We start from the raw sequence: 18,150 nt of genomic DNA on the forward strand, positions 1-18,150 counted from the left end.
ATCTCGTGACGAGAAAGCGCCAAACGGTGCCTCGTCCGGCCTGAGATGCTCGGGTCAAGCCCGAGCATGACGCGTGTCAGTTCGCCTTGTGCAGTCTTGCCAGCGGGAAGCGCGCGACATCGGCAAGCAGCTCGACGAAGCCCTCGGCCTGAAGCTCGGCCGTCGCCTTGCCCTTCTCGGCGGTGGCGAGGCTGGCATCGCCCGCAGCGCCGGAGGGGTGAACATCCTGCGCCATCCAGGCGAAGGGGTGGGCTCCCGTCGGCCGGAGCCACTTGTAGCCCTCGTCCGCCATCTCGACCGTGCGCGGCACGAAGCGGCCGGCCTTGCTCATGTCGACGAGTTCGGGCCGGAAATGCAGCATCAGCGAGGTCTCGATGTCGCCGGCATGGATGCCGTGTTTGGCGTCCATCGCGGCATAGAGCTCTGGTGGCAAGCCGAAATTGCTCCATGAGGTCGAGACCGCGAGCATGCCCTGGCTGACGCGCAGCTCGCGCGCCACCACCTTCATCGGGTCGACATTGCCGCCATGGGAGGTGACGAGCACGAGCTTGCGCAGCCCGGCGCGCTTCACGCTCTCGCCGATCTCGATCCAGCTGCGGATCGCGCTTTCCCAGGACATGGTCAGCGTGCCCGGCGAATGCAGGTGCTCGTTCGACTTGCAGATCGCCTGCGTCGGCAGCACCAGCACGTCGAGGCCGGCCGGAACCTGTGGCATCGCCAGCGCCAGCATCGCGTTCATCACGGTGGTGTCGACCGAGACCGGCAGATGCGGTCCGTGCTGCTCGATCGCGGCCAGCGGGAGCACGGCGATGGTCGCCTCGGGCGAGAGGCCGGCGAAGTCGGTGGTCTTCAGGTCGCCCCAGAAGCGTGCGGTCATGGTCTTGAGGTCTCGTCGGTCAAGTTGCGGGCCCGTCCCGCGATTCGCGCCTGCTGCCTCACGGCGACAGGACTGCCCAGCATAGTGGCGGGAGATGACGAGGGAAGGGCTGATGGCACGCGCGTGCCATGCGGGCCGGAGCCTCGCTGGCAAAGCCTGTCTGTGCGAAAGCCGGCCACGACGCATTTCCAGCGGCGCACAGGCCGTGGCATACAAGCTGCCTGCTGGATACAAGGGTTGCGCGGTCCTGCGACAGGTTCGCGACATGATGGAGGGGGTTCGGCCATGACGATGAAATATCGCCTCGACCGGCGCGCTGCGCTCGGCCTGCTCGGTGGCTCGGCCGCTTCGGTGCTGATCCCGGTGCCGGGCGCGCGCGTCAATGCGCAGACGCTCGACAAGGTCAGCTACCAGACCAATTGGCGCGCCCAGACCGAGCATGGCGGCTTCTACCTCGCCGCCGCCAACGGCATCTACAAGAAGTACGGCCTCGACGTCGAGATCCGTCCCGGCGGTCCGCAGCAGAACCCGACCCAGCTTCTGCTCGGCGGCCGCGTCGACATGATCATGGGCAATTCCCTGGAGGCGCTGAGCTTCGCGCAGGAGAACCTGCCCTTCCTCTGCATCGCCTCGATCTTCCAGAAGGACCCGCAGGTCCTGATCTCGCATCCGGGCCAAGGCAATGACACGCTCGCCGCCCTCAAGGACAAGCCGATCCTGATCGCGGCGCAGGCCCGCGTCGGCTTCTGGCCGTTCCTCAAGCTGAAATTCGGGTACCGCGACGAGCAGATCCGGCCCTACACCTTCAACATGGCGCCGTTCCTGGCTGACAAGAAGCTGACGCAGCAGGGCTTTTTGTCCTCCGAGCCCTTCGTGATCCGCAAGGCCGGTGTCGAGCCGGTCGTCCATCTGCTCGCCGATGCGGGCTTTGAGAACTACAACACCACGATCACGATCTCCCGGAAGATGGCGCAGGAGAAGAAGGAGGTCGTGCAGCGCTTCGTCGACGCGACAGCCGAGGGCTGGGCGCAGTACATGAAGGGCGGCCCGAACATCGCCGCTGCCAATGCCCGGATCCTGAAGGACAATCCCGACATGGATCAGGAGAAGATCGACTACGCCCTCAAGGTGATGAACGAGAACGGCATCGTCGCCTCGGGCGACGCGCTCTCGCTCGGCATCGGCGCCATGACCGATGCGCGCTGGGCGAGCTTCGCCAAGACGATGACCGAAGCCGGCGTCATCCCAGCCGGCGTCGACGTGAAGAAGGCCTACAGCCTTGAATTCATCAACAAGGGCGTCGGCAAGCCGTAATGCGCGTCATGCCCGGGCTCGTCCCGGGCATTTCTTGCCGGAGATTCTCGGATCGGCGTTTCGTCCGGGAGTAACGGCCTTTCACACAGCGGATCATCAGGCTTTGGACACAGCCTATCTGAGCACACCCCATGCAGTACGTCAGACTGGCGCCGAGCCGCTCGTCTGCGTCCGCAATGTCTCCAAACAATTCGCCAACGGCACGCTGGCTGTTCGCGACGTCAATCTCAGCCTCGATAGCGGCGAGTTCGTCAGTCTGCTCGGCCCTTCGGGCTGCGGCAAGTCGACCCTGTTGCGCATGATCGCCGGGCTGGGCAGCCCGTCCACCGGCACGATCGACTGGCCTGCCAGTGGCGAGAATGCAGAGGGTAGGACGGAGCGCGATCTCGGCTTCGTCTTCCAGGACCCGACGCTGATGCCTTGGGCCAACGCACTGTCCAATGTCATGCTGCCGCTGGTGTTGAAGCATGTGCCCAAGCGGGAGGCACAGCAGCGCGCTGCAGAGATGCTGGCGCTGGTCGGCTTGAAGGGCTTCGAGACATCCTATCCGCGTGAGCTGTCAGGCGGCATGAAGATGCGGGTCTCGATCGCGCGCGCTCTGGTGATGCGGCCGAAGATTCTGCTGATGGACGAGCCTTTCGCTGCGCTCGATGAGATCACCCGCCACCGCCTCAACGACGACCTCCTGAACCTGTGGTGGCGCGAGCGCTTCACCGCCGTCTTCGTCACCCATTCGGTGTTCGAGTCGGTCTATCTCTCGCAGCGCATCGTGGTGATGGCGGCGCGGCCCGGCCGCGTCATGGCCGATCTCGACGTATCCGCGCCCTATCCGCGCGACGAATTGTTCCGGACGTCGCCTGAATACGCCCATCTCTGCCGGCTCGCCTCCGGCAAGCTCAAGGAGGCGATCGGCGCATGAGTTCCTCTTCCTCCGCGACCTCCGTGCCGCATGACGGCACCGATGCCGAAGCCCGCCCGCTCGCTGTCGCCGAGCCTTCGTTTCTCGGCCTGCCGGTCAGCTTCTGGCCGCGCATCCTCGCGCCGATCGCCGTCGGCATCCTGGTGCTCGGGCTCTGGGAGTTCGCCGTGCGCTGGAACGAGGTTCCATCCTATGTGCTGCCGGGGCCGATCCTGGTCGGCCAGACGCTGATCGCCGACTGGGGCACGCTGTCGACCTCGCTCTGGGTCACCTTGCGCATCACCTTCATGGCGCTGGCGGCGGCGGTGGTCGTCGGCGTTGCGCTCGCCGTGCTGTTCACCCAGTCGAAATGGCTGGAGATGGCGCTTCTGCCCTATGCAGTGATCCTGCAGGTGACGCCGATCGTCGCGATCGCGCCGCTGATCATCATCTGGGCCGGCGACATCAACCTGTCGCTGCTGATCTGCGCCTGGATCGTCGCCTTCTTCCCGATCCTGTCGAACACGATCCTCGGGCTGAACTCAGCCGACCACAACCTCATCAATTTCTTCCAACTCCACGGCGCGACGCGCTGGCAGACGCTGCGCCATCTCAAGCTGCCGGCCGCGCTGCCCTATTTCCTGGCGGGCCTCAAGATATCGGGCGGCCTGGCGCTGATCGGCGCCGTCGTTGCCGAATTCGTCGCCGGTACCGGCGGCTCGGAATCGGGGCTGGCCTATCGTATCCTCGAGGCCGGCTACCAGCTCAAGATCCCGCGCGTCTTCGCGGCGCTGCTGATGATCTCGCTCTCGGGCATCGCGATCTTCCTCGCGACGAGCTGGATCTCGCATGTGCTGCTGCGGCGCTGGCATGAGAGCGCTCTGAAGCGCGAGAACTGATCGCGGCAGATCGGTACGGGCTTTAGCCGAAGAAGCGCAGCCGATCCTCGACGGGCAATGTGCCGATCGCTCGCAGATCGGCCTCTGAGTAGCTGAGCTCGACTTGCGCGGAACTTGTCATTGGCGGATCGGCGATGGCCTGGCCGGCTGCGCCGACCTCGGCAAAGGCGATATCGTCTTCGGCGGCCTGGATGCTGCCGCGCCGGCGGTAGGGCTGCGCCTGCGAACGCAATCCGGTCTCGCGCAATGGCGCGCGTTCCTGCGTGCCGGCCTCGACGACGTCGATGTCGCCGGGGTCCGTCGTTCTCTTCGGAGAGGGCGGCCGGGGCATATCGGCCGATGCGATCGAAGGCTGTGGGGGGCCAAGCATAGCGAAATCGTTGTCGCCTGCGGTTGCGCGCAGATTCGCATCCAGCATGGCGATGGTGTCGGCGACCTTTTCGATCTGGTTGGCCCCGGCCTCGATCACCGTGGTCGCGCCAAAGATTTGGGTCGCACGTTGGTCGAGCCGGTTGCAAAGCTCGGATGCCGATCCTGACTCGCGCAAGACCCAGGCGATCTCCTGGATCGCTTCCGCCGCCTCGAGGATGCCCGACGCCGTCTCCTGGATGCGGGTCGACAGGCGCGCGGAGGTGCCGCTGACGCCGGCACGATCGAGATCGCCGCGAAGCTCTGCGATCGTGCGTGCCGTTTCCGAAAGGTCCGGGCCAAGCTCCGCCGCGGGAACGGAGCAGAGCCGCTCGAGCCGGGCGATGGCCGACAGCACCATCTCGGTATCGGCCTGCCGGTTTCGACGAGCGTACTCGTTCAGGAACCAGCGGCCGCGCGACGTTTCCACCACGGCAGCGGCGATCGTGTCGTAGTCGGCTGCGCTCAGCGGAGATGGCGAACGCGCGTCGCTCATGGCCAGACTGCTCTCCATGGGCTGGCCGAATCGCTTGTCGCCGACCGAAGATGCCCATCGGCAAACTTGCTGATGATTCTTTAAGAAATCGCTGCCACTGGCATGTCACCGCCGCTCCGGTCCGAACCTTCGCGTCTGCTGGCCGCGCGCCTGTCGCTCATGCACGCGCTGAACTTCCTCGGCGTCGGCTTCTATCTGCCATTCTTCCCGGTCTGGCTCGGCTCGAAGGGCTTGAGCGATGTCGATATCGGCTATGTGCTGGCGATCCCGATCCTGGTGCGTGTCTTCGTCGCGTCGTCGGTGACCGGCCTCGGGGATCGGCTGCACCCGAATATCCTGCTGGCACTGCTCAACGCGCTGGCCGCGGTCATCTACTTTGCCCTGGCGCAGCAGGCCCAACTGGTCCCGATCGCGGTCCTCACCGCGCTAAGCGCCATCGCGCTGTCGGGCGTGGTGCCGCTCGCCGATGTCCTGACCACCGAGCAGGTGAAAGCCGGGGCGCTGAAGGATTATGGCCGCGTCAGGCTGTGGGGCTCGGTGACTTTCGTGCTCTCGAACCTCGCCGGCGGCTATCTGATCGCATTGTACGGCGCCTGGCTGATTCCGTTCGTCCTCGCCGGCAGCAGTTCGCTCGCGGCTCTCGCCGCCTTGCAGGCGCCGTCGCCGCCGGGCCGAATTTCGTCCGTCGCGCGGCAGGGCGCATCTCCGGCCGGCTTCAGGCTTCCGTTCTGGCTCGCAGTCGCAGCCGCCGCCTGCGTCAACGCCACCCATGCGGCGCTCTATGCCTTCGGCTCGCTGCACTGGCGCAGCGTCGGCTTCAGCGACCAGGTGATCGGCTGGCTCTGGGCTGTCTCGGTGCTGGCCGAGATCGCGGTTTTCCTCGTCGCAGGCAGCATTGCGGCGCGAGGCCTCGTCGGCTTGCGCTGGATCGCAATCGGGGCGGCGGCCGCGGCGCTCCGCTTCGGGGTGATGAGCGCCGATCCTGGCCTGGCGATCACTTTCCTGCTGCAGATCCTGCACGGCGCCACTTTCGGCTGCGCCCATCTCGGCTCGCTGGCGGCGTTGTCGGCGCTCGCCCCGGAGGCGCGCCGCGCGGCGGCACAGGGGCGTCTGGTTGCGGCCGGTGCGCTGGCGATGGGGCTGATGACCATTCTCTCAGGCTATCTCTACCGCCTGTTCGGGCCAGGCGTGTTCCTCGCCATGGTGCCGGTCGCGCTGTCCGGCCTGGCTCTGGCGGCGCTTGCCATCCTCCGGGCCCGCGGCGATACAGGCTATGGGGGCCGAATCTGAATGCGGGAGTGCGCGAACCGTCATGGCTGTCGTCGACGACGCTGAGCCGCAGGCGGTCTATCGCGACGATGGCGGCGTCCTCGTCGTGTCGTTGGCCGGGCGCTGGAGCGCAGGACGGGCGCCGCGTCTCGAGGCCCTGACCAGCGAATTGACCGAGCGCATCGCCAGCGTGAACAGCGCACGGGTCGATCTGTCGGCGGTCGAGCGTCTCGACACGCTCGGCGCTTATCTGCTCGACCAGGTCAAGCAGGCGGGCGAGGCGAAGGGTACTTCCGTCGAGCTGACCAGCCGCCGCCCGGAGCATGCGGTGCTGCTTGCAGAAGTCGAGCGCAACGCCACCGATTACCAGCCGCCGGTTCACCCGATCGGGCTCGTCACCGTGCTCATCGACATCGGCCAGGGCGTCACCCGCTTTGGCCGCGATATCGCTGGCGGCGCGATCTTTCTCGGCGAGGTGATGGCAGGCTGCGCCGGCGCCCTGTTTGGGCCGCGGCGCTTCCGCGGGCCATCGCTGGTCAATCAGATCGAGCTGATCGCCTTCAATGGCGCGCCGATCATCACCCTGATCTCGTTCCTGGTCGGCTGTATCGTCGCGCAGCAGGGCATCTTCCAGCTCCAGCGCTTCGGCGCGACCGCCTTCGTCGTCAACCTGACCGGTATCCTCGTCTTGCGTGAGCTCTCGGTGCTCCTGACCTCGATCATGGTTGCAGGCCGCTCGGGGTCCGCCTTCACCGCCGAGATCGGCTCGATGAAGATGCGCGAGGAGATCGATGCGCTCAGGGTGATGGGGCTCGATCCGATCGAGGTTCTGATCGTGCCGCGCATCCTGGCGCTGATCATCGCGCTGCCGATCCTGACCTTCATCGCGGCCATGGCCGGCCTTGTCGGCGCCGGCCTTGTGAGCTGGCTCTATGGCGGCATCGGCCTCGATACGTATCTGGAACGCCTGAAATCCGTGATCACCTGGCAGCATTTCGCGGTCGGCCTCATCAAGGCCCCTTTCATGGCCTTCGTGATCGGCCTGATCGCCTCGATCGAGGGATTGGCGGTCAAGGGCTCGGCCGAATCACTCGGCCATCAGGTGACGGCTTCGGTGGTCAAGGCGATCTTCATGGTCATTGTGGTGGACGGGCTGTTCGCCATGTTCTTCGCCTCGATTCAGATGTGAGGGGAGTGCTGGTGCTCGACACGCCCTCTCAAACCGGCTCGCGCGGGCCGCAGGATCCGGCCGAGCAGGAACCCGAGGCGGTGATTCGCGTTCGTGATCTCAAGGTCGCCTTCGGCGACAAGGTGATTATGGACGGGCTCGATCTCGACGTGATGCGCGGCGAGATTCTCGGCTTCGTCGGCGGTTCCGGCCAGGGCAAATCCGTGTTGACCCGCACGATCCTTGGCCTCGTGCGCAAGCAGCGCGGTACGATCGAAGTCTTCGGCGAAAACGTCGACAAGCTCGATTTGCGTGGCCGGCGCCGGCTCGAACGCCGTTTCGGCGTGATGTTCCAGCAAGGCGCGTTGTTTTCGGCGCTCACCGTCAAGCAGAACATCCAGGTGCCGATGCGGGAATACCTCGAGCTTTCGCCCCGTTTGCTCGAAGAGCTCGCCATGCTCAAGATCGAGATGGTCGGGCTGAAGCCAGATGCGGCCGACAAGACGCCCTCGGAATTGTCGGGCGGCATGATCAAGCGCGCCGCGCTTGCCCGCGCGCTGGCGCTCGATCCCGAGATCGTCTTCCTCGACGAGCCGACCTCGGGCCTCGACCCGATCGGTGCCGCCGAATTCGACGAACTGATCATGACGCTCAAGCAAACTTTGGGCCTGACGGTGTTCATGGTAACCCATGACCTCGATAGCCTATATGTAGCCTGCGACAGGATTGCTGCCTTGGCGGACAAGCGTGTCATCGCGGTCGGTCCGCTCGCCACCATGCTGGCGTCCGATCATCCTTGGCTCAAAGCGTATTTCGGCGGGGAGCGGGCACGCGCCCGGCTGCCCGAGGATCAAACGAGGACCTGACCGCCAGCGATGGAATCCCGTGCGAACTATGCTCTGGTCGGCCTCTTCACCCTCGCGGTGATCGCGGCGATGTTCGGCTTCGTCTACTGGTTCGGCAGCGGCGGCGGCGGGCGCAAGCAGGATGTCCGCGTCATCTTCACGGGGACCGTCACCGGTCTTGGGCGCGGATCGAGCGTGCTCTTCAACGGTTTGCGCGTCGGCGAGGTCAAGCAGATCGGACTGCAGCCCGACGATCCGCGCCGCATCTTCGGTGTGATCGAGGTCGAGAACACGACGCCGCTGCGTGTCGATACCCGTGCCCGCATCGAGGCGCAGGGGCTCGCCGGCGTCGTCGCCCTGCAGCTGATCGGCGGCGAGCCCGATGCCGCAGTGCTGCTGGCAAAGCCCGGCGAGCAGCTGCCGACCATCACCGCCGAGCGTTCCGAACTGCAGGACATCATCGAGACGGTTCGCAATGTCGCCAAGAAGGCCGATGAGGTGCTCGGCAGTGTCGACGGGCTGATCAAGGAGAATTCCGGCTCGATCAGCAACACCGTGCGCAATGTCGAGAAGTTCTCCAAGGCTCTCGGTGACAATTCCGACAGCATCGACAAGCTGATGTCCAGCTTCGGCCAGATCGCCGACACGATCGCGCCGCTGTCGCAGAAGCTGGGCACGCTGAGCGAAGAGCTGACCTCCGTGGTCCGTTCGATCGACCAGAAGAAAATCACCGGCATCGTCGACAATATCGACAAGTTCACCGCGGCGCTGGGCGGCTCCAGCAGCGACGTGTCGAAGGCGGTCAGCGACGTCGCCTCGATCACCGACAAGCTCAACCGCGCCGCCGATCAGGTCGAGGGCGTGCTCAAGGCGGCGCAGGCCTTCCTGAACACGCAGGACGGGCAGGGCGCTTTCGCCGAGGTCGCCAGCGCAGCGAAGTCGATCCGCGTTCTGGCCGACAATCTCGACAAGCGCACCGCCGAGATCACAACCGGCATCAATCGCTTCACCGGTCCTGGATTGCGCGATATCGAATCGCTCGCCTCCGACGGCAAGCGCACGTTGACCGACCTCAATCGAACTTTACGCAATCTCGAGCGTAATCCCCAACAGTTCATCTTCGGCGGTCGCCCGCCGCTTCCCCAATATGGCGGATCGCGCTAGCTCGATATGACCATGCTGACCTCGCCTTCGCTGCTTTACGGTCGTCTGCGCGCCCTGTCCTTGGCAGCCGCAGGCGCATTGTCGTTGGCCGGTTGCGGCGGCGGCGCGGCGCCGACCACCTACGATCTCTCGGCACCGCGCGACTTCGGCCGCATCGGCGGATCAGGAGGCGTGCTGATCGTCGCCGAACCTTCCACCGTTCAGGCGCTGGATTCCGACCGCCTGATCGTCAAGGACTCGGCCGGCGCCCTCTCTTTCCTCGGCGGCGCGCAATGGGCCGACCGGGTGCCGAAACTGGTGCAGACGCGCCTGATCCAGACGTTCGAGAACGGCAGCCGCATCGCCGCCGTCGGCCGGCCGGGCGAACGCATCGTCCCCGATCTCCAGCTCAACACCGATATACGCAGCTTCAACATCGACGCTGCGAGCGGTGCCGCCGTGGTCGAGATCACCGCAAAGCTGGTCGGCGATCGCAGCGGCAAGGTCCAGCGCGCCAAACTGTTCTCGGCGCGCGTGCCCGCTGGCGCTGACGGGGCAGGGGCGGCGCGAGCGCTCGATCAGGCACTGTCCCAGGTGCTGATCCAGATCGCCCGCTGGGCGCGCTGACAAGCCCGGGCGGTGAGGCGTCGGGAGCAATCGTTCGAAGCCTACATCATAAGCAGCGAGACCATATACTTCGCGCATCGTGCGCGAATCAAGTACGGTGACGTAGCGGCAGAGACACGAAGGAGGCTCGAATGGTTCGAAAGCCGGCTTCGTCTAGTGGTTGGTCGCCCAAGCAAAAGGGCCTGCAGGAACAGCCAGCGCCCCGTAAACTTCATTTTGAGCAGTCGCTTTGCGACGCAATCGCAAAGCGCGTAGTCGTCGAACTGAAATACGATGGCGAATTCGGGGCGCGTCGTATCGCGCCCCATGCTGTCTACCGGTCATCCGCCGAAAAAGTGAATCTGAGCGGGTACCAATTGTCGAACGCCAATGAGCCTCTTGCGCGGGATGTCCCTCGGACGTTCGAAGTTGGCAAGATTACAGACATGAGCCTCACCACCACGAAGTTCATCCCCGACGTCCGGTTTGACCGCTTCGATACCAAATACCAAAACGGGCTCCTCTGTTCGGTCTAAGGCGCTTAAATATCGGAGTGTTAAACGCGCATTCGCTTTTAAAGCGATCCTGTTGACGGGTGGCATCTGCATTTGGTTTAGTCTTCATCGTGTCTTCTGATCAGCCCCCAGCATACCACTACGTCGCTTTCATTGATGAAGCCGGGGATGATGGGCTTCGCGCAGTGAAGCCATTGACTGTCCCTGGGTCCAGCGAATGGCTCATCTTGTCGGCCGTTGTAATCCGCGCAGAGAATGAATCGAAACTAGAGAGCTGGATTGGTGAGATCAGGGCAAGCCTAGGCAGGCGCCAAACAAACGAAATTCACTTTGCCAAATTAGCGCCGTTCCAGAAGTCAGCCGCTTGCTCGGTCATTGCAGGGCTGGACGTGAGGCTGTTTGTCATCGCTTCCAACAAGAAAAACATGCAGGGCTACCGGAATCCTTTCGCTGGAAAGATACCGTCGAGTAACTGGTTCTATTGCTGGATGTCACGACTTCTGCTCGAAAGAGTTACGCATTTCGTAAAATATAAATCAGATGCTGAATACGGGGAGAGTAGAAAGATAAAATTGGAATATAGCGCTAGGGGTGGATTAAAGTATTCTCAGATGAAGGCCTATTATGAATGGATGAAGCTCAAGCGTCACAACCCCTTCCTACCATGGGGGAGGATTGAGTGGGACGTTCTCGATCATCAACTATTCAAGGTATATCCGCACCATGAACGCGCCGGTCTGCAATTAGCTGATATCGCCGCAAGCGCGTTTTTCAAAGCCTGCGATAAACACGATACGGGTGCTTGCGATTCCACCTTTGCCAAGCTTTTGGCTCCACGAATGGCTCGCCAGCCAAGCGAGACGGGATGGCTGACTTCCGGATACGGCGTGAAATTGATGCCAAGCCTCAAGGGAGCTCAATTGGGCCCGGAGCAGAGCGACATATTCAAGTTCTACGGCTATCCGAGGCAGTGGTGGGACCCGGAGGCGTTTTCCTGATTGCCGATTAGCCCAACGTCAGTCGTGTCGAGCGTCCAACCAAGCGCCGCGGGGATAAGAAGTCCGCGACTCGCGATCCGGCGTCCCACCTCCCGTAAGATGGGGTATCTACAAGAAAAACACAAGTGAATCCCGCAGCTTAGCCTGTTCTCCAGCTAACCCCTTGTAGGGAATCCCTTTTTCTCTCATGCCTCGACGGGACGCTCTATATCGCCCCGCGATAAGCGAATCTCTTGCCGCTCATGCCCTTCAGCGGTCGCCAAAGAAAAGGCCGCCCGGGGGCGGCCTTTTCGTATCCGGCCTGGCCGGTTCTACTCGAACCGCCCGCTGGCATGGGCCAGCATGGTGTAGACCTTGCCGGTCTCCGAGGTCAGGTAGGTCTTCGCCACCATCGAGTCGCGGTCGTCCTTGGCCGCTTCGCCGAGCAGACGCTCGAACTCCTCGATATAGCGGTCGACCGTCTCCTTGAACTCGGCGTCGCGGCGGTACTTGCGACGGATCTCGTCGAAGGTCTGCTGGCCCTGCAGCGTGTAGAGCCGGCGGGTGAAGACGTTGCGCTCGCCGCGCTTGTAGCGCTCCCAGAGCTCGACCGCGGCATCGTGGTCGATCATCCGGGCGATGTCGACCGAGAGCGAATCGAGCTTCTCGATGCTGTGCGCCGTCGGCTTGGAGGCTTCCGGACGCCTTGTCGTCGCGCGAGGCGCGGCTCAGCAGGTCCGAGAGCCAGCCAGCCTTTGCCGGAGCAGGCTCGGCTGCAGGCCGGCGAGCCGGATCGGCGCGCTGGACCTCGGGCCGCGCGGGCTCGGGGGCAGGGCGCACCTGGACCTGCGGCTGTGGCTCGGCCCTTGCCGGTTCCGGCGTCGGGTCGATCGAGGCGCGCAGCGGCTCCATCAGCACCGGGGCACTCTGCACGGCGACCGAAGCGCTGGCTGCGGGCATAGGCTGCTGATAGGCGACTGCCCGCCGCTCGCCTTGCGGGCGTGCGACGTCGCTGCTGCGGCCGGAGCGCGAGACGATCTCGGTCAGCTCGTTGAGCGCCTTGATCTGGTCGGCGACGACGCGGCGCATGGCGGCGGTCGATTCCTGCGTCTCGCGCGGCAGCTCGAGCACGCCCTTCTTGAGCTCGGTGCGGGTCGTCTCGAGCTCGCGATGGATCTCCGCCGACATCGACCGCATGTCCTCGGCGGCGCTCTGGAAGCGCTCCGTGACCTTGGCGAACTCGCCGGAGACCTCGTTCACCACCTCTTCGTAGGCCGCCCGCAGCGCCAGTGCCGTCGCCTCGCGCTCGCGACCGCTGGCGGCGCGGATCGAGTCGAATTGCTGGGCGATGGCGCTGTTGGTCGACTCGGCCGCATCGCCGAGCACGGTGCTGAGCTGGCGGGTGCGCGTCTCGGCGTTGCTGAGCGAGTCGTCGAGCGCCGACGAGAAGGAGCGGGTGATCTGCTCGATGTCGTCGGTGCGCGTCGAGATCAGCCCGTGCAGGTGTTCCAGCGCCTCCTTGCGGTCGGCCAGGACATTGCCGACGCGGGCCTCGACCTGCTCCAGCCGTTGCGCGACGGCGTTGAGCGCCGCGGCATTGGCCTGCGAGGTCTCGGTCATCGTCGAGCCCTGCTCGTCGATGCGGGAGATCAGCGCGACGGTGTCGCGCAGCGTGCCTTCCGAGTAGCCCTTCAGCGTCGCGATCTGGCTCGCGACCTGCTCCGAGGTGCGGTTGGTTTCCTGCACCACCGTCGAGAGCACGTTCTGCAGCTCCTCGACGCGGCCCGACAGGCTGCCTTCGACTGCCGCGAGGTTCTTGTTCGCGCCGGTAACGATCTGCTGCATCAGCTTGTTGGCCTCGCCGAGGCGGCCAAGCATGCTGCCGAGCTCGCTGCGCAACTGCTCGTTGGTCTTGAGCAGTGCCTCGACCGACTGGTTGGTGCCGCTCTCGATCGTCTCGCGCAACGCGCCCGAGGCGAGGTCGAGCGCCTGGCTCATCTCGGTGCTGCGCTCGCGCAGGCTGGCGACCACGGAGCCGCCGCGGTTTTCGATATTGTTGACCAGGGCCTCACCGATGCTGGCGAACTGGCCGGCGAGGGCGGCGCCCTTCTGGCCGAGCGCGTCGATCACGCCGTTGCCGCGTTCGTCGAACAGCGCACGGATTTCCTCGGTCCGTGCGGTCAGCGAGGAGTTCATCCCTTCCGACTGTTCCGTCAGCGTCCGGGCCAGATGCCGGCTCTGCTGGTCCAGGACATTCAGGATGTCGCCGCCACGCTCGTCGAACAGGGCACGCAACTCCTCCGTCCGCCCGGAGAGGGCGGTGGCGATGCCGTCCGACCGCTCCTGCAGGATCTGGGCGATCTGGCTGCCGCGGTGGCCGAGCGCGTTGAGGATGCCGCCGCCGCGCTCGTCGAACACTGCGCGCAGCTCATCGGACCGCTCGGAAAGCGCAGCGGCGATGCCGTCCGACTTCTCCTGTAGCGTCCGGACGATCTGGTTGCCCTGCTGGTCGAGCAGGGTGACCAGGCCGGAACCCTTGTCCTCGAACAGGGCCCGCAGCTCTTCCGTCCGGGCGCTGAGCGAACCGGCGATCGATTCCGAAGTTCCCTGTAGCGTCTGGACGATCTGGTTGCCGCGCTCGTCGAGCAGGGTGACCAGGCTGGCGCCCTTGCCCTCGAACAGAGCACGCAGTTCCTCGGTACGGTCGCCGAGCGAGCCGGCGATCGAATCTGCGGTACCCTGCAGCGTCTGTGCGATCTGGGTACCACGTGAGTCGAGCGTGCCGGAGACCGTGTCGAGCCGGTTGACGACGCGTTCCTCGAACCGCGCCACGCTCTGGTCGAGCGTGTCGGCGATCTGCAGGGCGCGCCCGCCGAGCGTCGCATTGATGTTGTCGGCTTTGTCGGCGAGCGTGCGCGTCAACGCCTCGCTCTTCGTGGTGACGATCTCGCCGATCTCGTCGGCCTTGGCGGTCAGCGCGCGGGTGACTTCGCGCCCGCCCTCGGCCATGACGCGGGCGATATCGACCGTGCGCTCGACCAGCGCCTCGTTGAGGGCGCTGGCGCGTGCGCCGAGATTGCCGTCGATGCGGGCGATGAGCCCGTCGAGCGAGGTCGCGATCTCGGAGCTCTTGGCGCTGGAGCGGTCCTCGAAGATCTTGATCTGGGTCTCCATGGTGGCGGCCGCTTCCTGCGTGCGCGCCATCATGGTCTCGGCGGCGTGCTGCGAGCGTTCGCCGATCCGCTCGGCCAGCGCCTGGCCTTCCTCGCCGAGCAGCTTCTCGACCTGGCCGAGGCGCAGCGTCACCGAATCGGTGAAGGAGCGGGCGTCGTTGCCGAGCTTGGCGGCCAGCGTGCCGCCGCGGGTGACGATGATCTCCTCGAAGGCGCCGAGGCGGGCGCCGATCGTGGCTTCGATCTCGCGGCCCTGGACGTCGAAGAGCCGGTTCAGCGAGTCGTGCTTGCTGGCGAGCGACTCGTTGAGCGCCTGCGAACGCGCATCGACCGAGCGCAGCAGCGACTCGGCGTTGGCGGCGAGCGCCTGGTTGACGCGGCCGCCCTGCTGGGTCAGCGCTATCACCACGTCCTTGCCGGTGGCGGCGAGCAGGCTGCTGGCGCGCTCGGCCTCGGTCGTGAAGGTGCCGCGCAGCGCGGTCGCGGCCTCGGTAACGCGGTCGGCGATCTCGCGGCCGTCGACATTGATCGCGTCAGACAGGGCCTTGGTGGCCTCGTCGAGGCGGCTGGCCAGCGTCTGGCTCTGCTCGCCGATGAGCCCGTGGACCTCGCGACCGGTCGCGGTGAGGCCGGCGACGATCGCGTCGCGCTGGGTGCCGAGCAGGGCGCCGACCTCGTCTCCCGCCTGCCCGAGGCGGGCGATGAAGCCGGTATGCTGGTTGTCGATGACGGATTTCGCCGTCTCGCTCGCGGCCAGGATCTTGGCGGCGAGCGCCTCGCCGGTTTCGTCGAGCCGCTGATGCGCGGTCCCGCTCGCCTCAGCCAGGCGGTCGATCAGCGCATTGCCGCGCTCGGCCAGCAGGCCATGGACCGAGCGGCCGACATCGGCGACGCGGGTGACCAGCGCCTGGCTCTGGCCGGAAAGCAGTTCCTGCATGTCCTGGCCGGTCGCGATGACGCGACCGCTGAGGGCTTCGCCCTCGGTGATGAGAAGGTTGCGCACGCTGGCGCCGGCATCGGTGAGCTGCGTCACCAGCGTCTCGCGCTGGCTGCCGATCGCGGTGTGGACCTCGGTGCCGACATCCGACAGGCGAGCGACCAGGCTGTCGCCGCGCTCGCCGATCGCGGTGTGGACCTCGGTGCCGACATCGGACAGGCGCGCCACGAGGCTGTCGCCGCGCTCGCCGATCGTGGCGTGGACCTCGCGTGCCACCTCGGACAGCCGGGCGATGAGCCCGTCGCCGCGCTCGCCGATCGCAGCCTCGACATCGCGGCCGGCATGGGCCACGCGGGAGACGATGCCCTCGGCGCGATCGCCGAGCGTCCGGTGGATCTCCTCGGTGCTGTCGGACAACCTGGCGACGAGGCTGTCGCCGCGCTCGCTGATCACAGTCTCGACGCTGCGACCGGCATCCGACACGCGCGCAACGATGCTGTCGGCGCGCTCGCCGATCGCGTGCTCGACACCCTGGCCGATCTCGGCCATGCGCAGCACGAGCCCGTCGCCGCGCTCGCTGATCGCCTCCTGCAGGCGCTGCCCGGTCTCGGAGAGACGGCCAACCAGGTGGTCGCCCTGCTCGCCGATCGTGCTGCGCACCTCGTGGCCGACGTCGGAGAGGCGGGTGACGAGGCTGCTCGCCTCCTCGGAGAACAGGCTGTGCACGGTCGCGCCGACGGCGGAAATCCGCGCGGTCAGCTCCTCGCCGCGCTCGCCGATCAGGCTGTGCAGGCCCTTGCTGGCCTCGTCGAAGCGCAGGACGATCGAATCGGTCTTTTCACTCAGCAGGGCGTCGACGGTCTGGACCGTGCCGGAGAGCTTCTCGACCAGTGTCTCGCCCTGGCTGGCAATGAGGCCATGAACGGTGTCGCCTGCTTCCTGGATGCGGCTGACGACGAGCTCGTTCTGCTTGCCGAGCAGCATGTGCACGCCGCGGCCGACTTCGGCGAGACGGGTGGTGACGCTCTCGCCCTCGCTGCTGATCGTGTTGCGTAGTGTGTCGCCAGTCTCGGTGAGGCGGCGGCTCAGGCTGCCGCTCTGCTCGTCGAACAGCTCGACGAGGGTGCGCCCGCTCTGCTCGAAGCGCTCGGCGACGGTGGCGCCGCGCTGCGAAATCTCCTGGGCGAGCGTGTCGCCGGTGACGCGCAGCGTGTCGTTGACGGTTTCGGCGCGGCTCGCCAGCGACTCGACGACCTGCGCGCCGGTCTCGCTGATGGCGCGGGTGACGTCGCGGGCGCCGGCGGTCAGGCCCTCGGTGAGCACCGCACCGGTGCGCTCGAGCGAGCCCGCGATTTCCTGGGCGCGGTTGTCGAGCAAGGCGGTCACCGACTGGCTCGCATTCGTCATGCGCTCGCTGACATCATGCGAGGTCGATTGCAGGCGCTCGACCAGATCGCTGCCGCGGCCGCTGATCTCGTCGACCATGCGCTCGCCGGCATGGCCGAGAGCGAGCGTGATCTGGTCGCCCTTGTCGGTTAGGCGCGAGGTGACGCGCTCGCCCGCCTCGGCGACGGCGTCGGCGATCGAACGGCTGGCAGTTTCGAGATCCTTGGAGATGCTCTCATGGGCGCCACTGATCGCGAATTTCACGCGCTCGGCATTGCCGACAACGGATTCACGCTGGTTCACCAATTCGTCGATGAGCGAGCGCAAACGGATCTCGTTGTCGGCATAGGCGCGCTCGAGCGTGGCGATCTCGCCGCGCACGATGGTCTCGAGCTCGCCGGCACGCGCCACCGCACGCTCGATGCCGTCGCCCATGGCGGCGACCTCGCGGCGGATGGTCTGGCTGAGCGACAGGACGGAATCCGTCGCAACGACCTCGGGCTCGGCCAGGCGCAGTGCGACTTCGGTCATCGCGCGCGAAACCAGCCGCATCTCCTGGGTCCGACGATAGAGCGCCGCCAGTACAAAGAAGAAGACCACGGGCGTGCCGGCGCCGAAGGCGAGAAGGGCCCATTGTCCGGGCCCCCAGGCGGCCATGCCGGCCGGCAGGCCCTCGGTGAACGAGCCATAGCGGCTGACGAGCGTGAAACCGACGCCGCCGAGCCAGATGAAAGCAGCCAGGACTGCGAGCCAATAGGGCCTACCGGAGGGGCGGACGGCGAAGGCGTGGACGAGCGAAGAGGAATCCCTGCGGTCGTCATTGGCGACGCGGCTGGTGTCCGGGGCGATCGTGGGGCGGGGCGGGGTGGCAGGCGCTTCCGCCGCGACTTCGGCAGCAACTGGCGTCACGGGCGCGCTTTCGACGCGCGGCAGATCGATCTTGAGTTCGTTCTCGCCCGTCGCTGGCAGCCTCGGTTCGGTAGAAGCCGGCCCCTCGGTCTTCGACGGGTCGAGCCTCAGCGCCTCCTCGATCGCCGACATCGCTGCTTCGGTCGGATCCTGGAGCTTGTTCTGCCGGGTCATGAATGCCGCCTCGCTACGCTACTTGCGACGGGCGGTGATGTCCGCCGCAGATCGGGAACCGGCAGCCTCCAGCCGAATCCGTCAAGCGACACGACGCCCATCGTTTACTGTCTCGAAGGGTAGTTGAGGCAAGCAGGGATTGAAACCCGTTTGACC

At 65.8% G+C, this 18,150-nt stretch carries 12 protein-coding genes and 2 pseudogenes; 10 read left to right on the forward strand and 4 right to left on the reverse strand.

Annotated features, from left to right (window positions below; all coding sequences use genetic code 11):
- Positions 1-76 precede the first annotated feature (76 nt).
- On the reverse strand, positions 77-877 hold the full coding sequence (locus QO058_RS24860) for a creatininase family protein (protein WP_284168887.1): 801 nt from the start codon (positions 875-877) through the stop codon (positions 77-79).
- Between the two features lie 285 nt (positions 878-1,162).
- Here QO058_RS24860 and QO058_RS24865 point away from each other — a divergent pair, with 285 nt between their 5' ends.
- The 3 genes from QO058_RS24865 to QO058_RS24875 all read left to right on the forward strand — a co-directional run bounded on the left by QO058_RS24865 (position 1,163) and on the right by QO058_RS24875 (position 3,988).
- Entirely contained in the window at positions 1,163-2,191 is a 1,029-nt protein-coding gene (locus QO058_RS24865) for an ABC transporter substrate-binding protein (RefSeq protein ID WP_284168889.1), read from the forward strand.
- 103 nt (positions 2,192-2,294) lie between these two features.
- On the forward strand, positions 2,295-3,110 hold the full coding sequence (locus QO058_RS24870; protein ID WP_284168890.1) for an ABC transporter ATP-binding protein: 816 nt from the start codon (positions 2,295-2,297) through the stop codon (positions 3,108-3,110).
- Complete coding sequence (locus QO058_RS24875) at positions 3,107-3,988, forward strand: ABC transporter permease (protein WP_284168891.1); 882 nt, start codon at positions 3,107-3,109, stop codon at positions 3,986-3,988. Before QO058_RS24870 ends, QO058_RS24875 begins: the two co-directional genes overlap by 4 nt.
- A 22-nt stretch (positions 3,989-4,010) precedes the next feature.
- Here QO058_RS24875 and QO058_RS24880 read toward each other — a convergent pair whose 3' ends face one another.
- Positions 4,011-4,892: a hypothetical protein gene (locus QO058_RS24880; protein ID WP_284168892.1), complete on the reverse strand. Its 882-nt coding sequence runs from the start codon at positions 4,890-4,892 to the stop codon at positions 4,011-4,013.
- 102 nt (positions 4,893-4,994) lie between these two features.
- Here QO058_RS24880 and QO058_RS24885 point away from each other — a divergent pair, with 102 nt between their 5' ends.
- The 7 genes from QO058_RS24885 to QO058_RS24915 all read left to right on the forward strand — a co-directional run bounded on the left by QO058_RS24885 (position 4,995) and on the right by QO058_RS24915 (position 11,436).
- Positions 4,995-6,182, forward strand: coding sequence for an MFS transporter (locus tag QO058_RS24885; protein WP_284168893.1), 1,188 nt, complete (start codon positions 4,995-4,997; stop codon positions 6,180-6,182).
- A 22-nt stretch (positions 6,183-6,204) separates the two neighbouring features.
- Positions 6,205-7,350 (forward strand): MlaE family lipid ABC transporter permease subunit, encoded by a 1,146-nt coding sequence (locus QO058_RS24890; protein WP_284168894.1) that lies wholly within the window; start codon positions 6,205-6,207, stop codon positions 7,348-7,350.
- 80 nt (positions 7,351-7,430) lie between these two features.
- On the forward strand, positions 7,431-8,195 hold the full coding sequence (locus QO058_RS24895) for an ABC transporter ATP-binding protein (protein ID WP_284173018.1): 765 nt from the start codon (positions 7,431-7,433) through the stop codon (positions 8,193-8,195).
- A gap of 9 nt (positions 8,196-8,204) precedes the next feature.
- A complete protein-coding gene (locus QO058_RS24900; RefSeq protein ID WP_284168895.1) occupies positions 8,205-9,338 on the forward strand; it encodes an MlaD family protein in 1,134 nt (377 codons plus the stop codon).
- Positions 9,339-9,350: 12 nt separating this feature from the next.
- The gene (locus QO058_RS24905) at positions 9,351-9,944 is read left to right on the forward strand and encodes an ABC-type transport auxiliary lipoprotein family protein (RefSeq protein ID WP_284168896.1); all 594 of its coding nucleotides are present in this window, start codon (positions 9,351-9,353) and stop codon (positions 9,942-9,944) included.
- Between the two features lie 131 nt (positions 9,945-10,075).
- On the forward strand, positions 10,076-10,459 hold the full coding sequence (locus QO058_RS24910) for a hypothetical protein (protein WP_284168897.1): 384 nt from the start codon (positions 10,076-10,078) through the stop codon (positions 10,457-10,459).
- 59 nt (positions 10,460-10,518) lie between these two features.
- Positions 10,519-11,436 carry a DUF3800 domain-containing protein gene (locus tag QO058_RS24915; protein ID WP_284168898.1) on the forward strand — a complete coding sequence of 306 codons (918 nt, stop codon included), beginning with the start codon at positions 10,519-10,521 and terminating at the stop codon, positions 11,434-11,436.
- A 311-nt stretch (positions 11,437-11,747) separates the two neighbouring features.
- Here QO058_RS24915 and QO058_RS31525 read toward each other — a convergent pair.
- Positions 11,748-12,300, reverse strand: a pseudogene (locus tag QO058_RS31525) (apolipoprotein A-IV repeat region-like domain-containing protein); the annotation flags it as partial.
- 1,002 nt (positions 12,301-13,302) lie between these two features.
- Positions 13,303-17,994, reverse strand: a pseudogene (locus QO058_RS24920) (apolipoprotein A-IV repeat region-like domain-containing protein); the annotation flags it as partial.
- Positions 17,995-18,150 lie beyond the last annotated feature (156 nt).

It is taken from the genome of Bosea vestrisii (assembly GCF_030144325.1).
Lineage (GTDB): Bacteria > Pseudomonadota > Alphaproteobacteria > Rhizobiales > Beijerinckiaceae > Allobosea > Allobosea vestrisii_A.

Excerpts from the sequence above, each read along its gene's own strand:
- QO058_RS24905 (WP_284168896.1), top strand. The coding sequence starts at position 9,351 with ATGCTGACCTCGCCTTCGCTGCTTTACGGTCGTCTGCGCGCCCTGTCC.
- QO058_RS24865 (WP_284168889.1), top strand. The coding sequence starts at position 1,163 with ATGACGATGAAATATCGCCTCGACCGGCGCGCTGCGCTCGGCCTGCTC.
- QO058_RS24860 (WP_284168887.1), bottom strand. The coding sequence starts at position 877 with ATGACCGCACGCTTCTGGGGCGACCTGAAGACCACCGACTTCGCCGGC.
- QO058_RS24900 (WP_284168895.1), top strand. The coding sequence starts at position 8,205 with ATGGAATCCCGTGCGAACTATGCTCTGGTCGGCCTCTTCACCCTCGCG.
- QO058_RS24880 (WP_284168892.1), bottom strand. The coding sequence starts at position 4,892 with ATGAGCGACGCGCGTTCGCCATCTCCGCTGAGCGCAGCCGACTACGAC.
- QO058_RS24910 (WP_284168897.1), top strand. The coding sequence starts at position 10,076 with ATGGTTCGAAAGCCGGCTTCGTCTAGTGGTTGGTCGCCCAAGCAAAAG.
- QO058_RS24875 (WP_284168891.1), top strand. The coding sequence starts at position 3,107 with ATGAGTTCCTCTTCCTCCGCGACCTCCGTGCCGCATGACGGCACCGAT.
- QO058_RS24885 (WP_284168893.1), top strand. The coding sequence starts at position 4,995 with ATGTCACCGCCGCTCCGGTCCGAACCTTCGCGTCTGCTGGCCGCGCGC.
- QO058_RS24890 (WP_284168894.1), top strand. The coding sequence starts at position 6,205 with ATGGCTGTCGTCGACGACGCTGAGCCGCAGGCGGTCTATCGCGACGAT.